The organism is Corallococcus interemptor, from assembly GCF_003668875.1.
GTDB lineage: Bacteria > Myxococcota > Myxococcia > Myxococcales > Myxococcaceae > Corallococcus > Corallococcus interemptor.
The window spans coordinates 18,964-39,129 of record NZ_RAWM01000085.1 but is presented as its reverse complement, the minus strand read 5'-3'; the positions used below and the strand labels follow the sequence as shown (position 1 = coordinate 39,129).

General features: G+C 70.5%; 19 protein-coding genes. 17 read left to right on the top strand and 2 right to left on the bottom strand.

The window, feature by feature from the left end:
* From D7X96_RS26010 to D7X96_RS25980, 7 genes are all read left to right on the top strand, one after another.
* Positions 1-317 (top strand): c-type cytochrome (locus D7X96_RS26010; protein ID WP_147468398.1); only part of this gene is annotated, 317 nt, incomplete at its 5' end.
* 541 nt (positions 318-858) lie between these two features.
* Positions 859-2,049, top strand: coding sequence for a hypothetical protein (locus D7X96_RS26005; protein ID WP_121725642.1), 1,191 nt, complete (start codon positions 859-861; stop codon positions 2,047-2,049).
* Positions 2,046-2,405: a hypothetical protein gene (locus D7X96_RS26000; protein ID WP_120551425.1), complete on the top strand. Its 360-nt coding sequence runs from the start codon at positions 2,046-2,048 to the stop codon at positions 2,403-2,405. Before D7X96_RS26005 ends, D7X96_RS26000 begins: the two co-directional genes overlap by 4 nt.
* Positions 2,402-3,418 carry a cytochrome c oxidase subunit II gene (gene coxB, locus D7X96_RS25995; protein WP_121724176.1) on the top strand — a complete coding sequence of 339 codons (1,017 nt, stop codon included), beginning with the start codon at positions 2,402-2,404 and terminating at the stop codon, positions 3,416-3,418. The genes D7X96_RS26000 and coxB overlap by 4 nt, the downstream gene beginning before the upstream one ends.
* Positions 3,399-5,006 carry a cbb3-type cytochrome c oxidase subunit I gene (locus D7X96_RS25990; RefSeq protein WP_120551423.1) on the top strand — a complete coding sequence of 536 codons (1,608 nt, stop codon included), beginning with the start codon at positions 3,399-3,401 and terminating at the stop codon, positions 5,004-5,006. The genes coxB and D7X96_RS25990 overlap by 20 nt, the downstream gene beginning before the upstream one ends.
* On the top strand, positions 4,996-5,625 hold the full coding sequence (locus tag D7X96_RS25985; RefSeq protein WP_120551422.1) for a cytochrome c oxidase subunit 3: 630 nt from the start codon (positions 4,996-4,998) through the stop codon (positions 5,623-5,625). The genes D7X96_RS25990 and D7X96_RS25985 overlap by 11 nt, the downstream gene beginning before the upstream one ends.
* Before the next feature lie 11 nt (positions 5,626-5,636).
* The gene (locus tag D7X96_RS25980) at positions 5,637-6,041 is read left to right on the top strand and encodes a cytochrome C oxidase subunit IV family protein (protein WP_233610002.1); all 405 of its coding nucleotides are present in this window, start codon (positions 5,637-5,639) and stop codon (positions 6,039-6,041) included.
* A gap of 5 nt (positions 6,042-6,046) precedes the next feature.
* Here D7X96_RS25980 and D7X96_RS25975 read toward each other — a convergent pair whose 3' ends face one another.
* A complete protein-coding gene (locus tag D7X96_RS25975; RefSeq protein WP_120551420.1) occupies positions 6,047-7,378 on the bottom strand; it encodes a DUF2254 domain-containing protein in 1,332 nt (443 codons plus the stop codon).
* A 71-nt stretch (positions 7,379-7,449) separates the two neighbouring features.
* Positions 7,450-7,995 carry a hypothetical protein gene (locus D7X96_RS25970; protein WP_120551419.1) on the bottom strand — a complete coding sequence of 182 codons (546 nt, stop codon included), beginning with the start codon at positions 7,993-7,995 and terminating at the stop codon, positions 7,450-7,452.
* Between the two features lie 189 nt (positions 7,996-8,184).
* Between D7X96_RS25970 and D7X96_RS25965 the strand changes: the two genes are divergently transcribed.
* The 10 genes from D7X96_RS25965 to D7X96_RS25920 all read left to right on the top strand — a co-directional run bounded on the left by D7X96_RS25965 (position 8,185) and on the right by D7X96_RS25920 (position 20,166).
* Positions 8,185-9,309, top strand: a complete 1,125-nt coding sequence (locus tag D7X96_RS25965; protein ID WP_121770980.1) for an enolase C-terminal domain-like protein — start codon at positions 8,185-8,187, stop codon at positions 9,307-9,309.
* Positions 9,306-12,257, top strand: coding sequence for an FAD-binding and (Fe-S)-binding domain-containing protein (locus D7X96_RS25960; RefSeq protein ID WP_121770979.1), 2,952 nt, complete (start codon positions 9,306-9,308; stop codon positions 12,255-12,257). The genes D7X96_RS25965 and D7X96_RS25960 overlap by 4 nt, the downstream gene beginning before the upstream one ends.
* Positions 12,258-12,330: 73 nt before the next feature.
* A complete protein-coding gene (locus D7X96_RS25955) occupies positions 12,331-13,212 on the top strand; it encodes an AAA family ATPase (RefSeq protein WP_121724181.1) in 882 nt (293 codons plus the stop codon).
* A gap of 44 nt (positions 13,213-13,256) precedes the next feature.
* Positions 13,257-14,462 carry an AAA family ATPase gene (locus tag D7X96_RS25950; protein ID WP_121770978.1) on the top strand — a complete coding sequence of 402 codons (1,206 nt, stop codon included), beginning with the start codon at positions 13,257-13,259 and terminating at the stop codon, positions 14,460-14,462.
* Positions 14,396-15,070, top strand: coding sequence for a DUF4276 family protein (locus D7X96_RS25945; RefSeq protein ID WP_244219720.1), 675 nt, complete (start codon positions 14,396-14,398; stop codon positions 15,068-15,070). Before D7X96_RS25950 ends, D7X96_RS25945 begins: the two co-directional genes overlap by 67 nt.
* A 120-nt stretch (positions 15,071-15,190) precedes the next feature.
* Positions 15,191-17,494, top strand: coding sequence for a hydrogen gas-evolving membrane-bound hydrogenase subunit E (mbhE, locus tag D7X96_RS25940; protein WP_121770982.1), 2,304 nt, complete (start codon positions 15,191-15,193; stop codon positions 17,492-17,494).
* Complete coding sequence (locus D7X96_RS25935) at positions 17,491-17,940, top strand: MnhB domain-containing protein (protein ID WP_120551412.1); 450 nt, start codon at positions 17,491-17,493, stop codon at positions 17,938-17,940. The genes mbhE and D7X96_RS25935 overlap by 4 nt, the downstream gene beginning before the upstream one ends.
* Complete coding sequence (locus tag D7X96_RS25930) at positions 17,937-18,305, top strand: sodium:proton antiporter (protein WP_120551411.1); 369 nt, start codon at positions 17,937-17,939, stop codon at positions 18,303-18,305. Before D7X96_RS25935 ends, D7X96_RS25930 begins: the two co-directional genes overlap by 4 nt.
* A complete protein-coding gene (locus D7X96_RS25925; RefSeq protein ID WP_121770977.1) occupies positions 18,305-19,672 on the top strand; it encodes a complex I subunit 5 family protein in 1,368 nt (455 codons plus the stop codon). Before D7X96_RS25930 ends, D7X96_RS25925 begins: the two co-directional genes overlap by 1 nt.
* The gene (locus tag D7X96_RS25920; protein ID WP_121770976.1) at positions 19,669-20,166 is read left to right on the top strand and encodes a Na+/H+ antiporter subunit E; all 498 of its coding nucleotides are present in this window, start codon (positions 19,669-19,671) and stop codon (positions 20,164-20,166) included. The genes D7X96_RS25925 and D7X96_RS25920 overlap by 4 nt, the downstream gene beginning before the upstream one ends.

Here is a 20,166-nt window from a genome sequence, read left to right as displayed (position 1 = left end):
GGCCTGAAGCTGAGCAGGACGCGAACGAGGCGAGGGCCCGGCAGAGGGCGCTCGTGGGGCCCAGGGGTCTCGCGATGGAGGGGCGGCTCGATGAGCCCTCCACGACGGGGGACCTGCCGCATCCACCGGGCTTCTACTTCGCGGTCATCTCCAACGGCTTCGGCGTGATGCCCGCATACGGCCCACAGCTCACGCCCCAGGAACGCTGGGCCGTGGTTGCGTACCTGCGAGCGTTGAGCCGCAGCCAGCGAGCACCCCTCACCGCCGCACCGGCCGAAGTACAGGCAAGGCTGCGCCAGGAGGTCGGAGCCCCATGACGCCCTCCAAGCCCCACCGCCTCGAACCGACTGTACGAGAGTCGGACCCGTTCACGCGGCCCAGGTGGAACATCCGCCCCCGGGACCGGGAGCGGCAAAACCTGTCCGACAGTCGGACAGGTTTTCGCGGCCCGAGCTGGGAGACAGCCTCCGTCCGGCCCAAGGCCGCGAACCTGTCGGACAGTCGGACAGGTTTTCGCGGTGCCCCGCCGCAGGGGCGTCCCGGCCGGGTTCCCACTTTCTCAGCCACGAGGACAGCCCGCGTGTGTGCGGGCCCGGCGGCTCTGTCCGACAGGCCGACACGTTCTCGCGGCATACGGCCGATGGGGAGTTCTGGTTGGGAGGCCACTTGCTCCTCCGTAGGCGCGGGCCCTGCCCACCACGAGGGGGCGAACCTGTCCGACAGTCGGACAGGTTTTCGCGGTGCGCCGCCGACGGGGAGCCTCTGTTGCGGGCCCGTCTCCCTTGAGAGCCTGACGCTCCGGCCTGCTGTATGCGCTCGGGGCCTGGCGCGGTCCGGCCAGATGGAGGTCCGCGCGCGATGACGCCTCCCGTGCTCCCACGCTTCGAGGGCGGACAGCGCGCGCTGATCATCAGTGCGGCGCTGGGTGTCGTGGGCCTCGCGGCCACCGTGCTCGGTGCCTTCATCGACGTGCGTCAGGCCCTGGCCGGCTACCTCTTCGGCTTCGCCTACTGGCTGAGCCTGTGCCTGGGCGCGCTGCTGCTGCTCGCCTCCTTCCATGCGTCGAAGGCGCGCTGGCCCGTGGTGCTGCGTCGCGCGCTGGAGGTCTCTGCCGCCACCGCGCCGCTGTTCCTCGTGCTGTTCGTGCCGGTCGCGCTGGGCATGCGGCACCTGTATCCGTGGGCCGCGCCGTCAGCGGACCTGGGTGAGCACACGCTGCAGGTGCTCGAACACCGGCGGCTCTACAACAACGTGCCCTTCTTCCTGGTGCGCGCGGCGCTGTACTTCGTCACCTGGGGACTCGTGGGCCACCTGCTGCACCGCTGGTCCGTGCGCCAGGACGCGACCGGCGACCTGCGCTGGACACTGTGGCAGCGGCGGCTGGGCGGAGGCTCGCTGCCCGCGCTGGGCCTCACGTTCTCCTTCATGACGCTGGACTGGATGATGTCGCTGGAGGCGACGTGGCAGTCCACCGTCTACGCCGTCCACGTCTTCTCCGGCGCGTTCGTGGGCGCGCTGGCCTTGTTGATTGTCGCGGGCGCGGCCACTCGCGGCACCCAGCACTTCGGCAGCCTGATGTCCCCCGGCCACTACCACCGGCTGGGCACGCTGCTGTTCGCCTTCATCTGCTTCTGGGCCTACATCGCCTATTCGCAGTTCATGCTCATGTGGGTCGCCGCCCTGCCTGAAGAGGTGAGCTGGTATCGCGTCCGCATCGAGGACGGCTGGGGCACCGTCTCCCTGCTTCTCGTGCTGGGCCACTTCGTCATTCCCTTCGCGCTGCTCCTGTCGCGCGAGCTCAAGGCGCGGCCCCGGGTGCTGGGGGCCGTGTCGCTGTGGATGCTCGCGATGCACGCAGTGGACGTGGCGTGGCTGCTGTTCCCCTCGCTCTTCCCGGAGCACGTCGTCATCCCCTGGACGGCGCTCACCGCGTGGGTGGGCGTGGGCGGCCTGTCCGTGGCGGCGGCCCTCTGGCGCTCGCGTGGCACCTACCCCGTGCCCGTGGCGGATCCGTATCTCGTCCACTCGCTCCAGGTGCGCCCGCCATGAGCGAAGCCCGTCCACCGCCTCCGGAGCTGGAGAAGCTGCCCACCGCGTGGCTGCTGCGTGTGGGCGCCGTGGCGCTGGCACTGCTCGCGGCGGCCAGTGTCGCGGCGTGGGCCCTGTGGGTCCTCTGGCGCCCCGCGACCGAGCGCCCCCTCCCCGTGCCCCCGAGCACCACGCAGATCGGCATGATTGATCAGCCCCCCTTCTCGCTGGACCGCAGAGCGGACGCGCTGAAGGCTCGGCAGCGCGAGCGGCTGGACGGCTACGGCTGGGTGGACGTGGACGCGGGCGTCATCCACCAGCCCATCGACGCGGCCATGCGGCAGCTGCTCTCCGAAGGTGAAGGGGGCGCGCGATGAACGAGCTGCTGCGCCGCCTCTTCTTCCTTCCCGAGCAGGGCTCCACCTTCGCCGTGAAGGTGGACCACCTGCACTACGTCCTGCTGCTCACCACGTTCGCGGTGGCGGTGGGCATTGGCGCCGTCGGCATCTTCTTCCTCGTGCGCTACCGCCGGCGCACGGCGTCGGACCCCACGCCGCGCGTGGTGGCGCCCGTGTGGCTGGAGGCGCTGTTCATCGGCGTGCCGCTGTCGCTGTTCCTGCTCTGGTTCGTCCTGGGCTTCAAACAGTTCGTCTGGGTGATGAGCCCGCCCCAGGACGCGCTGGACGTGTACGTCACCGGCAAGCAGTGGATGTGGAAGTTCACCTATCCCGGAGGGCCCAGCGCCATCGACACGCTGGTGGTGCCCGCGGGCAGGCCCGTGCGGCTGCTGCTCACCTCGCGGGACGTCATCCATTCCTTCTACGTGCCGGACTTCCGCATGAAGCGCGACGCGGTGCCCGGCCGCTACACGGACCTCTGGTTCGAAGCGCCGAAGCCCGGCCGGCACCCGGTGCTGTGCGCGGAGTACTGCGGGCTGGACCACTCGGTGATGCGCGGCGAGGTGGTGGTGCTGCCGCCCGCGGACTTCGACGCATGGCAGGACGCGCAGCGCCGCAACCTCCCCGTGGCCCGCACCCCGGAGTCCATGGCCGTCCGGGGCGAGCGCGTCGCCGCCGCGCAGGGCTGCCTGCAATGCCACACGGTGACGGGCGCGCCGCACATCGGGCCCACGTGGCTGGGGTTGTACGGCCGGAAGGAACCGCTGGAGGGCGGCGGCGCCGTGCTCGCGGACGAGGCGTACCTCACCGAGTCCATGATGGACCCCCTGGCGAAGGTGGTGGCCGGCTACGCGCCCGTGATGCCCGGCTATCACAGCCGGCTGAGCGCGGAGGACACCGGCGCGCTCGTGGAGTTCATCAAGTCCCTGCGACCCCTGCGCCCGGGTGTCACCGCGGCCGAGGAGCCTGTCTATGTTCCCACCGGCCGCTGAGTCCTACCTGACGGACGGGCGCACCGTGTGGTCGTGGCTCACGACGCACGACCACAAGCGCATCGGGGTGATGTTCCTGGGGCTGACGCTCTTCTTCTTCCTCGTGGGCGGCCTGTTCGCGCTGGCGCTGCGCATCGAGTTGCTCACTCCGGGCCGCACCATCATGGGGCACCTGGCGTACAACCGGATGTTCACGCTCCATGGCGTCACCATGGTGTGGCTGTTCATGATTCCGGCCATCCCGTCCGCCTTCGGCAACTTCCTGGTGCCGCTGATGATTGGCGCCCGGGACGTGGCCTTCCCCCGGCTCAACCTGGCGTCCGTGTACCTCTACGTGCTGGGGGCCAGCGTCACGCTGTGGGGCATGTTCGAGGGCGGCGCGGACACGGGCTGGACGTTCTACACGCCCTACAGCACGACCACGGGCACGGCGGTGCTGCCGGTGCTGGTGGGCGTGTTCATCATCGGGTTCTCCACCATCCTCACCGGGCTCAACTTCATCGCCACGGTGCACACGCTGCGCGCGCCGGGCCTGACGTGGATGAAGCTGCCGCTGTTCGTCTGGGCCATCTACGGCACGTCCATCATCCAGGTGCTGGCCACGCCGGTGCTGGGCATGGTGCTGCTGCTGGTGGCGCTGGAGCGGGTGGTGGGCGCGGGCATCTTCGACCCCGCGCGCGGTGGAGACCCGCTCCTCTTCCAGCACCTGTTCTGGTTCTACAGCCACCCGGCCGTCTACATCATGGTGCTGCCGTCCATGGGCGTCATCAGCGAGGCCGTGTGTGCCTTCAGCCGCAAGAACGCCTTCAGCTACCGGATGATTGTCTATTCCACGCTGGGCATCGCGTTCGTGGGGTTCTTCACCTGGGGCCACCACATGTTCACGTCCGGCCAGTCCACCTTCGGCGCGGGCGCGTTCGGCGCCATGTCCATGCTGGTGGCCATCTTCACGGCGATCAAAATCTTCTCCTGGCTGGGCACGCTCTACCGGGGCTCCATCGCCATCGAGTCGCCACTGCTCTACACGCTGGGGTTCATGTTCTTCCTCTTCTTCGGAGGGATGATTGGCGTGGCGTACGCGACCACGTCGTTGAACCTGCACTGGCACGACACGTACTCGGTGGTGGCGCACTTCCACTTCATCATGGTGGGGGCGACGGTGATGGCGTTCCTGGGGGCGCTGCACTACTGGTTCCCGAAGATGTCCGGGAGGCGCGCGCCCGCGAAGCTGGCCAACGGCGCGGCGGTGCTGATCATCTTCGGCTTCATCGCCACGTTCGTGCCGCAGTTCCTGCTGGGGAACCTGGGCATGCCCAGGCGGTACGCGGACTATCCGCCGCACTTCCAGTCGCTGCACGTGGCGTCCACGGCGGGAGCGTCCCTGCTGGCGTTCGGGTTCCTGATCATCGCCGGATACCTGGCGTGGAGCCTGCGCTACGGCGAGGTCGCGGGGGACAACCCCTGGGGCAGTGAGGGCTTCGAGTGGCGGAGCGCGTCCCCGCCGCCCACGCACAACTTCACCACGACGCCCGAGTACCCCACGGGTCCGCACGAGTACGCGCGGGAGGAGGTGCCGCATGCCGCCTGAGGCCGTGACGGAGCACTGGGGTTCCGAGGACGCGCGCAAGCAGGCGGCGTACCTGGGCATGTGGGTCTTCATCGCGACGGAGGTGTTGCTGTTCGCGGGGCTGTTCACGGCCTATGGGGTGTATCGCTCGGTGTACCCGGAGGCGTTCCGCGCCGCGCAGCTCACGATGGAGGTGGGGCTGGGCACGCTGAACACGTTCCTGCTGGTGACGAGCAGCATCGTGGTGGCGCTCGCGGTGCATGCGGTGCGGGGCAACAGGCCAGGGCTGGGCGGGGCGTTGTTGCTGCTGGCGGCGCTCCTGGGCGTGGTGTTCCTGGTGGTGAAGGGCGTGGAGTACGCGCACCACGTGAAGGACGGCGGGCTGCCAGGGGACGCGTACCGGTTCACGGAGGTGCCGCGCGTGGGGGCGAGCCTCTTCTTCACGCTGTACTACCTGCTGACGGGCTTCCACGCGCTGCACGTGACGGTGGGCGTGAGCGTGTTGACGGTGCTGGGGGTGCGCTCCGCGTCGGGGACGTTCGGGCCGGCGTACGCGACGCCGGTGGAGCTGGGCGGCATGTACTGGCACCTGGTGGATGTCATCTGGTTGTTCGTCTATCCCATCCTGTACCTGTCATGAGGAGCGGGCCCGTGACCGACGACGCGGTGGAGAAGCCGGAGCGTCAGTTGAGCGTGGCCGGGGTGCTGGTCGTGGGGGTGGTGCTGCTCGCGTTGACGGCGCTGACGTACGGGCTGCACAGGCTGCCGCACGGAGCCTGGTCGCTGCCGGTGGCGCTGCTCATCGCGGCGGCGAAGGGGCTGCTGATCGCCCTCTTCTACATGCACCTGCGAGAGCAGCGCGCGAGCAACGGGTTGGTGTTGATTACATCGGTGGTGTTCGTGGCGGTGCTGCTGGCGATCTGCGTGCTGGAGACCCGCACGCGCTTCCGGCCCACGATTCCGCCGGGCCCGTTCCCGGTGGAGGCCTTGCCGGGAGCGATGCAGGACCCGAGGAGCGCGAGGCCCCCGGAGCCCGCGGGTCCGTTGAACCCGTAGGCCGCTCAGCGAGGACCGTGGCCCTGGGGGCTGGGACGGCGGGCCATGGCCGCGTCGCTTGCGTCCTGGAAGGAGCGGTCGATGCTGGCGTCCAGCAGGCGCAGCTGCCGCTCCAACTCGTCGCGCCGGAATGGCGGCGCCACGCTCAACAGGTCCTGCACCAGGAAGCGCAGCCTCCGCGCGACCTGGAGGTTCCCCTCGCCGAAGAGGCGGACCTCGTCCACGGCGAGCCGCACGTAGGTGTCCCAGTCCGGCCGGGGACAGAGCAGCCGGAGCTCGCCGGTGTCGTCCTGGCGGGACGGCGATGGGAAGCGCCGGTGCACCATGCGGCGCAGCAGGTCGTGGATGGGGTCGATGGCCTGCACCGCCGTGGTGGGGTCGTTGATGCCCGCGGACAAGGCCCGCTCCGCCACGTCCACGAGCTGGCGGAAACCAAAGGCGGTGTCCTGCTGGAGCGTCCGCTCCGGGCCCGTGCCCACGGCGTCCGCCAGGGCCTTCACGTTGAGCTTCGCGGCGTCACCCCATGCCTCGAAGAGGGGTGCGCCATGCGGCACGAAGTCGCCCATCATCGGGATCAGCCCCACCACCACGCCGGCCTTTTTCGCGCAGGCCATCAGCCGGTCCTCGTCCACGGTGACGAGCACACCGGAGGACCCCGCGTGAGGCACCACCAGCGAGGGAGGCGTTGGCGGCCGCCGGAGCTCCGGCTCGCGCGTGTCCTGCCCCACGCCTTCCGGATACATCCGCTCCAGCGTGGCGGACGTCTCATCACGGATGCGGCCGAGGATGACCACGGCGCGGATGGATTGAGCGACGTGGTGGATGAAGAGGATGAACGCCCCCACGCACGCGAGCACCAGCATCACCGCCAGCCACACGGACAACGACGGCACATGGGCCTGGATGTGCAGCTCCTCGGACGTTCCCCGCACGGTGCGCAGCGTCAGCAGGGCGTAGACGAACGTGCCCACGAAGATGCCCAGGGTCAGCTGGCTCTGCCGGTCACTCAGGAACGTGCGCATGATGCGCGGCGAGTACTGGTTGCTCGCCTGCTGGAGCACGAGGATGGTGACGGAGAAGACGAGCCCGGAGAACGTCATCATCGAGGACGCCACCGCGGAGAGCACGGAGCGCGCGCCCTCCGGCCCGCCCCGGAAGAGGTACCAGGCGGACTCCGCCTGCGGCAGTCGCGCGTCGAGCGCCTCGGCTCCGGATGACAGGGCCATGGCCGCCACCACGCAGAGGGCCGGCAACAGCCAGTAGCTCGTGCCCAGGGTCTCCGCCAGACGCGTGGTCCGCAGTCGCGTGAGGATGCGCGTGGCCGCCCCGTTGCTCATGAGACGACGCTATGCACTCGGAGCGCGCCAGCACAGGGATGGAGGAAATGTCCGCCCGGCCCGTGGAGGACTCAGGCCCCCTGTCCCAGGAGCTGGAGCCCCCGTCGCAGCCGGTCCGCCCGGGTGAGGACGTTCCGAAACGCGGGCATTGTTCCGAGCGCCGCGCCGAACGCGAGGTGCAGGAGGAACAGCATCGACGTTGGGGCTTCGTGCGAGAGGGGTGGCGACGCGAAGGGAATCATCAGCCAGGTCATCACCGTCCACAGGCCCATGCCGTAGAGCACGCCCAGGCAGAGCGCCGCGACGGCGGTTCCCCGGCGTGGCAGCAGCAGCGCGAAGCCCGTGGCCATTCCTCCCGCCACGCTGAAGTGGATGAGCAACCCGAGCAGCACCGCGCCAACGCCCTGCGCTGTGCCATCGCGGAAGAACAGCCCCGCCACCAGGAGCGCCGGCCTCCAGGGCTCACCGTTCAGCACGCCCGAGAACGCGCAGGCGAGCACCGCCATCGCGAACGCGCCCAGGGTTCCCGCGAGCGCGCCGGGGAGCACGACATCGCGCACGATGTTCCACGACTCCACCGCCACGTCCACCGTCCGGGTCCGCTTCCGCTTGCCCATGCTCCGCCTCCCGAGCAGCCGAGGCCGCCCGGCCTCAATCTAGGAACGGCCCGCCGCCAAGGCGGGCAGGACACACGCAGCGCCCGGTGGATGTCCAGGACAGCGTGCATGCGGGAGGCCTCACCGCGCTGCCATCCCGCACCCAGCGCCTAGCTTCACCGTGAAGCCCTCGGGACTCGAAGGATCACGATGCCGTCTTCCCCTCGCCACGACAGCGCCGCCCCCATCGAGCGCGTCGATGTCTCCGCGTACACCGTGCCCACGGACCAGCCAGAGTCCGACGGCACCTTCGCCTGGACGTCCACCACGCTGCTGCTCGTGGAGCCCGTGGCCGGAGGCCAGCGCGGACTGGGCTACACCTACGCGGCCGCCGCCGGTGCCTCGCTGATCCGCGACCTGCTCGTCCCACTGCTCGTGGGCGCGGACGCCTGGGACCTCCCGGCCCGCATGGCGTCGCTCCTGCACCGGGTGCGCAACCTGGGCTCGCGCGGCCTCGCCGCCCGGGCGCTGTCCGCCGTGGACACCGCCCTCTGGGACCTGAAGGCGAAGCTGCTCGGTGTGCCGCTCGCCCGGCTGTTCGGTCTGGCCCGCGCCTCCGCGCCTCTCTATGGCAGCGGCGGCTTCACCAGCTACACGGACCGGCAACTCCAGACGCAGCTCACGGGCTGGGCGGACGCGGGCATCCCTCGCGTGAAGATGAAGGTCGGCACCCATGCGGACGCCGACCCCGCCCGCGTGCGCGGCGTGCGCGAGGCCCTGGGACCCGGACCCGCCCTCTTCGTGGACGCCAACGGCGCGTACACCGTGAAGCAGGCGCTGGCGCTCGCTCAGGACTTCCTCGACGCCGGCGTATCCTGGTTCGAGGAGCCCGTCTCCAGCGACGACCTGTCCGGCCTGCGCCGCGTGCGCGATGGTGTACCCGCCGGCCTGGACGTCACCGCGGGCGAGTACGGCGACAGTGGCCCGTACTTCCGCCGCATGCTGGAGGCGGGCGCGGTGGACGTGCTCCAGGCGGACGCCACGCGGTGCCTGGGCTTCACCGGCTTCCTCCAGGCGGACGCGCTGGCGGACGTCTTCCACGTCCCCCTGTCCGCGCACTGCGCCCCGGCCCTGCACCTGCACGTGGCCTGCGCCGCCCGGCGGCTGGTGCACGTGGAGTACTTCCACGACCACGCGCGGCTGGAGCGGATGCTCTTCGACGGCGTCCCGCCGCCCGTGGATGGCGCGATGGCGCCGGACCTGTCCCGGCCCGGGATGGGGCTGGAGCTCAAACGGGCGGACGCCGCCCGCTTCGCCGTGGAGACCTCCCCATGACCACGACCTTCCTGGACACCCTGCGCCACGTGCGCCGCCCCCGCACGGCCGCCGCCCCGCGTGAGCGGAAGCCCGTGGACGTCGCGGGCCTGGAGCGCGCGCTGCGCCGCCGGCTTCGGGGCGACGTGCGCTTCGACTCGGGCGACCGCGCGCTGTACGCCACGGATGCGTCCAACTACCGGCAGGTGCCGCTGGGCGTGGTGTGTCCCCGCACCGTGGAGGACGTGGTGGAGACGGTGCGCCTGTGCCGGGAGTACGGCGCGCCCCTCACGTCCCGGGGCGGCGGCACCGCGCTCGCGGGCCAGACGTGCAACGTGGCCGTGGTGCTGGACTTCTCAAGGCACATGAACCGCGTGCTGCACATCGACCCCGAACGGCGGCTCGCCCGCGTGCAGCCCGGCACGGTGCTGGACGTGCTCCGCACGGAGGCCGTGAAGCGCCACGGCCTCACCTTCGGCCCGGATCCCGCCACCCACAACCGCTGCACGCTGGGCGGGATGCTGGGCAACAACTCCTGCGGCGTGCACGCACAGATGGCCGGCCGCGTGGCGGACAACACCGAGTCCCTGGACGTCCTCACCTACGACGGCGTGCGCCTGCGCGTGGGCCTCACGCCCGACGCGGAGCTGGAGCGCCTGATGCGCGAGCCCGGCCGCGTGGGCGAGCTCTACCGGGGCATGAAGGCGCTGCGAGACCGCTACGCCGGCCTCATCCGCGCCCGATACCCGCGCATCCCCCGCCGCGTGTCCGGCTACAACCTGGACGAGCTGCTCCCGGAGAACGGCTTCCACGTCGCGCGAGCCCTGGTGGGCACCGAGGGCACCTGCGTCACGGTGCTGGACGCCACGCTGAACCTGGTGCCCGAGCCGAAGGCCCGCTCCCTGCTGGTGCTGGGCTACCCGGACGTGTACCGCGCCGGCGATGACGTCCCGGAGGTGGTGGAGGCGGGGCCCATCGGCCTGGAGGGGATGGACGCGAAGCTCATCGACGGGATGCGGCGCAAGCACCTGCACGTCGAGGACCTGCCCATGCTGCCGGACGGCGAGGGCTGGCTGGTGGTGGAGTTCGGCGGGGACTCCAAGGAGGATTCGGACGCGAAGGCGCACGCGCTGATGGACCGGCTGAAGGCGCGAGGCCACGCGCCCTCCATGCGCCTCTACGACGACAAGGCGCAGGAGGGGCGCATCTGGGAGGTGCGCGAGTCCGGCCTGGGCGCCACCGCGTTCATCCCGGGGGAGCCGGACGCGTGGCCCGGGTGGGAGGACTCGGCGGTGCCGCCGGAGCACATGGGCCAGTACCTGCGCGACTTCCGGGGGCTGCTGGACCGCTTCGGCTACCAGGCGTCGCTCTACGGCCACTTCGGCCAGGGCTGCCTGCACTGCCGCATCAGCTTCGAGCTGCGCACGCGCGAAGGCACCTCGCACTACCGCCACTTCGTGGAGGAGGCGGCGGACCTGGTGGTGCGCCACGGCGGCTCGCTGTCCGGAGAGCACGGCGACGGCCAGTCCCGCGCGGAGCTGCTGCCCCGGATGTTCGGCGGGGACCTGGTGCGCGCCTTCGGCGAGTTCAAGCGGCTGTGGGACCCCGACGGCGGGATGAACCCGCGCAAGGTGGTGGAGCCGTACCGTCTGGATGAGAACCTGCGCATGGGCCCGGCCTACGCCCCCGCCGAGCCGCGCACGCACTTCCACTTCCCGGAGGACGGGGGCAGCTTCTCGCACGCCACCACGCGCTGCGTGGGCGTGGGCAAGTGCCGGCGCACCGAGGGCGGCACCATGTGCCCCAGCTACATGGTGACGCGCGAGGAGAAGCACTCCACGCGAGGCCGCGCGCACCTGCTCTTCGAGATGCTGCGCGGCGACGTGGTGGACAAGGGCTGGAGGAGCCCGGCTGTGAAGGAAGCGTTGGACCTGTGCCTGGCGTGCAAGGGCTGCAAGTCCGACTGTCCGGTGAACGTGGACATGGCCACGTACAAGGCGGAGTTCCTCAGCCACCACTACCGGGGCCGGCTGCGTCCCCGGCACGCGTATGCCTTTGGCCTGGTGATGTTCTGGGCGCGCGTGGGCGGACGTGCTCCGTGGCTGGCGAACCTCCTCACGCACGCGCCGGGGCTGCGCGTGCTGGCGAAGTGGGCCGCGGGCGTGCACCCCGCGCGGGAGATTCCCCGCTTCGACGCGAAGTCCTTCCAGCGGCGCGTGCGCGGACGGCATGCGCAGGCAGGGCACCGGGGCCCGGTGGTGCTCTTCCCGGACACCTTCAACAACTTCTTCCAGCCGGACACGGCCTGCGCGGCGCTGGAGGTGCTGGAGGCGGCGGGCTTCCAGGTGCGCGTGCCGCAGGGCTTCGTCTGCTGCGGCCGGCCGCTCTACGACTACGGGATGCTGGACACGGCGAAGGCGCTGCTGCGGCACACGCTGGCGCGCTTCCGGGAGGAGATACGAGCGGGCATCCCCTTCGTGGTGCTGGAGCCCAGCTGCGCGGCGGTCTTCCGCGACGAACTGCTCAACCTCTTCCCCCATGACGAGGACGCGAAGCGGCTGGCGGCGCAGACGCATGTGTTGAGCGAGCTGTTGCAGAAGCGGGCGCCCGACTTCGAGCTCCCGAAGCTGGAGGGAAGGGCGCTGGTGCAGGGGCACTGCCATCACCAGGCGGTGATGAAATTTCACGATGAGCGAAGGTGGCTGGACCGCACGGGGCTGGACTGGGAGAAGCCGGACTCGGGCTGCTGCGGCATGGCGGGCGCGTTCGGCTACGAGCGCGACAAATACGACGTGTCCCAGGCCTGCGGCGAAAGGGTCATCCTCCCCAAGGTGCGCGAGGCGGCCGGGGACACGCTGCTCATCGCGGACGGGTTCAGCTGCCGGGAGCAGATCCGCCAGGCCACGGGGCGCAAGCCGCTGCACCTGGCGCAGGTACTGCGAAAAGCGCTGCGCGGGGGGCGGGCCTGACCGCCTGGAAGGGGGCCTGGGTCCGAGCGGAGCCATGGACGGCCCCTGGGGGGAGGCCGCTAGGCTCCCGGCTGTGATTGCCTCCGTCCGCTTCGAGCACTACCGGTGTCTGCATCGCGTGCAGCTTGCCCTGGAGCCGTTGACCGTCCTGGTGGGGCCTTCCGCGTCGGGGAAGACCGCCGTGCTGGAGGGGCTGCAACACCAGCTCGCGTACGAGCCTTCGGACTTCTGGCGCCGCGATGAATCCCGCCCGCTCTCCATCGAGTGGACGTACGCGCGCGGCGACCGCACGCGCGTGCAGTATCCGTTCAGCGTGATGGACACGCTGCCCGGCCAGGGCCACTCCACGCAGCAGCTGGCCTTGAGCATGCAGGCGCTGCGCGAGGGAGGCTCGTCCGCGAAGGCGACGTGGCTGGAGCGCAAGGGCGGCAACCTCGCGAGCGTCTTCGCGGCGCTGCCCATGTCCACGCGCGAGGTGATTTCGACGGAGCTGGCGAAGCGCGTGCCGTCGCTGTCGGAGGTGGACGTGTCACGCGACCTGGAGGACCGCTCCTTCCGGCTGCGCTTCCGCGACCGCTGGAGCCCGGACGTGTGGTTCGGCCCCGACTACGTGTCGGACGGCGTGCTGTGGCTGCTCGCGTTCCTGGTGCTGCCCTACCAGCGCCCGCTGCCGGAATTGCTCACGCTGGATGAGCCGGAGCGCGCCCTGCATCCGGGCCTGGTGCGCGAGGTGCTGGAGCTCCTGCGCGCCATGACCCGGGGCGAGTCCACCGGAGGCACGCCGGTGCAGGTGGTGCTGGCCACGCACTCGCCGGACCTGCTGGAGCACGTGCGCCCGGAAGAGGTGCGCCTGTTGTCGCGAGACCCCGCGGACGGCTCCGTGCGAGTCCAGCCCGTGCCCGCCACCGCCCTCCACTGGCGCCGCGAGTGCCGGGAGCTGCTGGACTCGCTGTAGCCGGAATGAGTCCGGCGTCGTCCGGTCCCGGGTAGAGTGGCGGGATGCTGCGCAGCATCCGCCTCCAGAACCTCCTTTCGTTCGGGCCCGCCTCCGAAGCCTTCCCCCTGCGGGCACTCAATGTCCTGATTGGGCCGAACGCGTCCGGAAAGTCCAACCTCATCGAGGCGCTGGGCCTGCTGCGGGCAACGCCCGGCAACCTTCTGGCGCCGATTCGTGAAGGCGGAGGCGTCACGGAGTGGTTGTGGAAGGGAGGAACGGAGCCCGGCCCGTCCACTGCGCGCCTGGAGGTCGTCCTCGACTACCCGGAAGGCGTCATGCCACTGCGCTACCAGTTGGCATTCACTTCCGAAGGTCAACGCCTGGAACTGGTCGACGAATCCATTGAGAACGAGCGACCGCAGAAGAAGTCGGCTCAGCCCTATTTCTTCTATCGGTACCAGTCGGGCAGGCCCGCCATCAATGCTCGCCAGATGGTAGAGGCCCAGCCAGGGTCGTCCAATGGTCGCCTGGGCAGGGTCTTGAAGCGCGAATCGGTAAGCTCTGATCAGTCCATCCTCTCTCAGAAGCGGGATGAGGACGTGTATCCGGAACTGACATACGTGAGTTCGCTGCTGAGCCGCTTCTCTCTGCACCGTGAATGGAACATGGGGCGGTACACGCCTCCTCGGCTTCCCCAACGGGTGGATCTTCCGGGGGACTTCTTGCTGGAGGATGCCAGCAACCTGTGCCTCGTCCTCAGCGACCTGGAAGCCAGGGGCATGAAGAAGGTTCTGCTGGAGAACCTGAAGCTCCTCTACGCCCGTGTGAGGGACTACTCAGTCCGTATTTCAGGAGGGACCGTCCAGGTGTTTTTCCAGGAGGAGGGGCTGAACGCCTCCGTGCCTGCAACACGCCTGTCCGATGGAACCCTGCGGTATCTCTGCCTGCTGACGCTCCTCTGCCACCCCACGCCGCCGCCCCTGGTCTGCATCGAGGAGCCGGAACTGGGATTGCATCCCGACATCCTTCCGGAGATTGGACGGCTGCTGGTGGAGGCGAGCTCCCGTACGCAACTCATCGTGACGACGCACTCGGAGACCCTGATTTCGGCCTTGTCGGAGGTCCCGGAAGCTGTGGTCGTCTGCGAAAGGGATGGGACCGGGACGACGCTGCGTCGCCTGGAGAAGGCGAAGCTCTCGGAGTGGTTGAAGAAGTACGGACTGGGCGAGGTGTGGAGGATGGGCGAGTTGGGGGGGAACCGTTGGTAAAGGAGATCCGGCTCTACATCGAGGGCGGAGGAGATACCCGGTACGGCAAGGAGCGGCTTCGGGCTGGGTTCAGCAGGTTCTTCAGTGCCCTGATTGAGCGCGGTCGAAGCAGTAACATTCGATGGGTGTTCGTCATGTGTGGTCCGCGTGATGCCGCGTTCAAGAGCTTCAAGCAGGCGCTCAAGGACCATCCTTCCGCGTTCAACATCCTGCTCGTGGACTCAGAAGGACCCGTGAAGATGAGGCCCTGGGCCCATCTTGCTTCACGCGATCCGTGGACGCGTCCCAGGAATGCTTCGGAGGACTCCTGCCATTTGATGGTGCAGACCGTCGAGGCCTGGCTCATGGCCGACCTGGTGACGCTCCAGCAGTATTACGGCAGGAACTTCGCGGTGGGCCGGCTGCCCAGGGCAACCGACGTGGAGGCCATTCCCAAGACCGCGCTCGGACCTGCGTTGGTGAGCGCGACGAAGACGACGCAGAAGGGCGAGTACCACAAGATCCATCACTGCTCGGACCTGTTGGGGAAGGTGGACCCGGCGCTCGTTCGTGCCAGGGCTCCGCACTGCGAGCGGCTGTTCACCGTGCTGGAAGGTCTGCTGGCCTGAGCTGTGTCCACCAGCGCACGGCCCCAGCGCTTCGAGTGACCTCGGGGTGACGCTCCGCGCGCGGGGCTGACGGTTGTGTGCCTGCGTCGGCGGGCCACTCCTAACGTGGGCCCTTCGCCCATGCCCCTCCTCCTGCCCATCCTCCTGGCCCTGGCGTGCGCGCCGCTTGCCTATGTCGCGGGCCGGTGGCGTCCGGGTGCCGCGGCCTGGATGGGCGCACTGGGCGCGCTCGCCGCGCTGGGGGCGCTGGTCTACGAGTGGACGCAGGAGACCACGCGCCTCGTGTTCCCCTGGGCCCCCTCCTGGGGCCTGTCGCTGGAGTTCACGCGCGACGGCCTGTCCGGCCTCTATGCCTCGATGGCGCTCACCATTGGCGCGCTCGTGGTCCTGTACTCGCGCGCGTACATGCCGCACCACCTGGCGGAGGAGCAGCGGCCCCCAGGCGATGAAGTCCGCTTCCAGGGGCTCATCCTCGCGTTCATGGCCGCCATGGTGCTGCTGGTCACCGTGGACGACCTGCTGCTGCTGTTCGTGGCGCTGGACCTCACCACCATCATCTCCTACCTGCTCATCGGCTTCGACCGGGAGGACCCCGAGTCCCGCGCCGCCGCGCTCCTGTCCCTGGTGCTCACCGGCGCCACGTCCGTCGTCTTCTTCGCGGGCGCCATGACGCTGGGCCTCCAGTACGGCACCTTCTCCCTGCCGCTCGTCTTCGAGCGCGCCGCGCAGAGCCCCGCGTCCACCGGCGCACTGGTCTGCCTGGCCGTGGGCGCGCTGGGCAAGAGCGCGCAGGTGCCGTTCCACTTCTGGCTGCCGCGCGCCATGGCCGCGCCCACGCCCGTGTCGTCGTACCTGCACTCGGCCGCCATGGTCGCCGCGGGCGTCTTCCTCCTCCAGCGCCTCTACCCGCTGTTCGCCCCGGCCACGGACGTGCGCCACGGCCTGCTCGTCATCGGCTTCGTGTCCATGGGCATGGGCAGCCTGATGGCCCTGGTGGCGGATCCGTTCAAGCGCGTGCTCGCGTACTCCACCATCGCGCAGTACGGCTACGCGCTGGTGCTGGTGGCGCTGGGCTCCGAGGGCGCGCCGCTCTACGTGGCCGCCCACGCCCCGTGCAAGGCCGCCCTGTTCCTCACCGCGGGCGCCGTCACCCAGGTCACCGGCAAGAAGAAGCTGTCGGAGGTCGGCGGCCTGCGCCACGCGCTCCCCGTGCTCGCGGGCGCCAGCGCCATCGCCGCGGCGGGGCTGTCCGCGCTGCCCCTCACCGTGGGCTTCTTCAAGGACGAGGTCTTCTTCCACGCGCTCGCCAAGGAGGGCCCCGCGTTCATGGCCGCCGGGGTCGTGGGCGCGGGCCTGACGCTCGCGTACACGCTGCGCCTGTGGTGGGGCCTCTTCGGAGGACCGCGCCCCTCCGCGCCCGCCGCGCCCGCCGCGCCGCCCCTGCTCGTGGCCCCCGTCGTCGTGCTCGCCGCGAGCATCCTGCTGGGCGGCGTGCTCCCGGGACTCCTCGTCACCCCCGCCCGCGCGGCAGCCGAGACGATGCGCGGCGAGCCCTCCACGCTGGAGCTCGCGTACCACCTGGACGCGCGCGCGGAGAACCTGCTCGCCGTGGGGGCCTGGGGCCTGGGCGCGCTGCTCTTCGCCACGCGCAACGCCTGGACGCCCGCGCTCTCCCGCGTGCTGAACGCCGCCTCCCACGTGGGCGCCGAGCGCGGCTACCGCCTGCTGCTGCTCCAGCTGGACCGGCTGTCCACGTGGCTGCACGAGAAGGAGGTGCGCGACCTGCGCGACCGCGTGGCGTCCGTGCTGGTGCCCACGGGCCTCTTGGGCCTGACCGTGCTGGGCGTGACGCCGCTGCGCGACCGCTTCACGGTGGGCACGGTGGGCCCGGCGGACGTGACGCTGGTGATGGCGCTGGCCTTCGCGTCCGCCGCCGCGCTGGCCACGCTGCGCGCGAAGGGCCACCTGCGGCTGGTGCTGCTCATCTCCTGCGTGGGCTTCAGCCTGGCCATGGTGTTCGCCTTCGCCGCCGCGCCCGACGTGGCCCTCACCTCCGTGCTGGTGGAGACCATCTTCACGCTGCTCTTCGCGGGCCTCCTGGCCCTCCTGCCGCGCGAGCGCCTCAAGCTCGCCCAGGACGAGGCCCAGAACCCGCGCGGACGCGACCGCCTGGCGGGCGCCGTCGCGGGCGCGAGCGCCTTCCTCCTGAGCTGGAGCGCCCTGTCCCACCTGCATGTCGACCGCGTGGGCGCGCAGACGGTGCGGCTGGCAAAGGCCGCGCACTCCCCCAACGTCGTCGCCGCCGTGCTCACGGACTTCCGGGGCCTGGACACCGTGGGCGAGATGACCGTGGTGGTGGCGGCGCTGCTGGGCGTCACCAGCCTCCTGAGCCTCAACCTGAGCCGCAAGGGGAAGAAGCAATGATCTCCTTCGTCCCACCCCTGTCGCGCCTGCTGCTGTGGCCGTCGTTGATCATCGCGCTGGCGCTCTGGCTGAAGGGAGGCGCGTCGGTGGGCGGCGGCTTTCCGGCCGGGGCGCTGGCGGGGCTCGCGGTGCTGCTCCAGTACGTGACGGCCGGGCGCGACCAGACCCGGCGCTTCGTGGCGGTGCGGTACGCGGCGCCGCTGGCGGGCGTGGGGCTGTTGCTGGTGGTGGGCACCGCGTTCCTGCCCGTGCTCGCGGGCTACGCGCCCATGAGCCTCTTTCCGCGTCCGGACCAGCAGGAGCTGGGCGTGGGCGGCCTGCACCTGCACACGGCGCTCATCTTCGAGGGAGGGCTGATGCTCATCGTCTTCGGGCTGGTGGTCACCGTCATCGACCGCTTCGCCCTGCGCACGGACTCGGACGCGGAAGAGGAGGCCGGGCCATGATCCTCATCGCGTCCCTGGTGGTGGGCCTGCTGTTCGCGGTCGGTGTCCGCATGGTGCTGGAGCGCGAGCTGGTGCGCGTGGCGTGCGGCACGGTGCTCATCACCAACTCCAGCGTGCTGCTCATCCTCGCGGGCTCCTTCCCGGAGCGCGGCGAGGCGCTGAACGTGCACGATGGCGGGCCGGTGACGGACCCGGTGCTCCAGTCGCTGGCGCTCACGGCCATCGTCATCGGCTTCGCGGTGTCCGCGCTGCTGCTCACGCTGGTGCACCGCACGCAGCGGGCGCACGGCTCGCTGCGCACGGACCGGCTGGTGGAGGCGGAGTTGAAGCGCGTGCACGCCGTGGAGAAGGAGGAGGGGCACTGATGCCGCTCTGGGGACCGCTGCTCCTGCCGTGGGTGCTGGGCGCGGTGCTGGCGTTCCTGGACGGACGCCGCGCGTGGGTAGCGTGGCTGGCCATCGCGGGGCTCGCGGGCACGCTGGTGTGCACGGTGCTGCTGCTCCCCCAGGCCTGGAGCGCGCAGGCGCCCCAGTTCGTCACGGGGGACTGGCCCGTGGGCGTGGGCATCCGCCTGCGAGCGGATCAGCTGTCCATCGTGTTCGCGCTGGTGTCCACGTCCGTGGTGCTGGGCACGCTCGTGTACGAGCACGTGGCGGGCGGCATCACGTCGCGCAGCTTCCCCGCGCTGGTGGTCTTCATGGGCGCGGGGCTCACGGGGGTGTTCTTCACGTCGGACGCGTTCAACTTCTACGTCTTCTTCGAGCTGGCCATGACGGCCGCGTTCGGGCTGGCGTCGTACGGCGAGAAGCCCCGCAACCTGCGCGCCGCGTTCACCTTCGTGGTGGTGAACCTGATGGGGTCCTCGCTGTTCCTCACGGCGGTGGTGATGCTGTACCTGACCACCGGCACGCTGGACATGCTGTCCATCATCGCGTGGGGCCAGGCGGGGCCGCCGTTCGCGCTGCTGGTGCCGGGCACGCTGCTGCTCTGCGCGTTCGGCGTGAAGCTGGGCTTCTTCCCGTTCCACTTCTGGGCGCCGGCGGTGTACCGGGACGCGGGCCCCACCGTGGCGGCGCTGCTCGCGGGGGCGCTGGCGAACATCGGCAGCTATGGGCTCTTGCGCTTCGGCGTGGACGTCATGCCGCAGGTGCTGGCGCAGGCCCGGCCGCTGCTGGAAGTCCTGGGCGCGGCGAGCATCCTCTATGGCTCCATCCTCGCGCTCTCCCGGCGGGACACGCGCGAGGTGCTGGCCTACGCGTCGATTTCGCAAGCGGGGCTCATCATCACCGCGCTGAGCCTGGAGGGCCGTGAGGGGCTGTGCGCGGCGGTGGCGCTGGCGCTGGCGGGCTCCGTGGACAAGACGGCGCTGTTCCTGGCCCAGGACCGGGGCGGCGAGCGGGCGCGCCGGGCCTATTCCGTGGCGGCCTTCAGCACGGCGGGCGTGCCGCCCACGGCGGGCTTCTGGTCCAAGGCCTGGCTCTTGCGCGCGGCGCTGGAGCAGGGGCACACGCCGCTCGCGGGGCTGGTGGTGCTGGCGAGCACCCTGTCGCTGCTGGCCCTCTTCCGCGCCTACCAGCGCGAGCGCTGGCTCCGGGAGGGCGCGGCCCTGCACCGGGGCACGGGCGCGGTGGTGTACGCGCTGTCCCTGGCGCTCATCGTCGCGGGGTTCTGGCCGGAGCCGCTGTTGCGCGCGGGGCGGGACGCCATCCAGGGCCTGGGGACGCTGCCATGAGCGCTCGCACCTTCGTGCACGCGCTGGCCCTGGCGCTGCTGTACGCGCTGATGGTGGGCAGCCTCCACCCGGTGGACCTGGTGCTGGGCTTCGTGCTGGCCCTGGGCGTGATGCGCCTGTTCCCCATGGCGGGCCTGCCCCCTGTCCTGCCCGCGCGCGAGCACTGGCGGCGCACGCTGCACCTGCCGCGCTTCGGCTGGGCCCTGGCCGTGCTGGTGACGCGCAGCTGCTTCCACGTCCTCAGGATCGTCTTCGGCCCCCTGGAGCGGGCGGACCGCGCGGGCGTGGTGGAGGTCCCCATGGGCGAGCGCACCGCGCGCGGCGTGCAGGTGTCCTCGTGGGTCATCTCCCTGGCCCCGGGCACGGTGCTGCTGGAGCTGGACTGGGAGAAGCGCGTGATGCGCATGCACGCGCTGGACGCGTCCGACCCGGCCCAGCTCATCCAGCAGCAGGACAACTTCTATCAGCGCTACCAGCGCGCGGTGTTCCCGTAA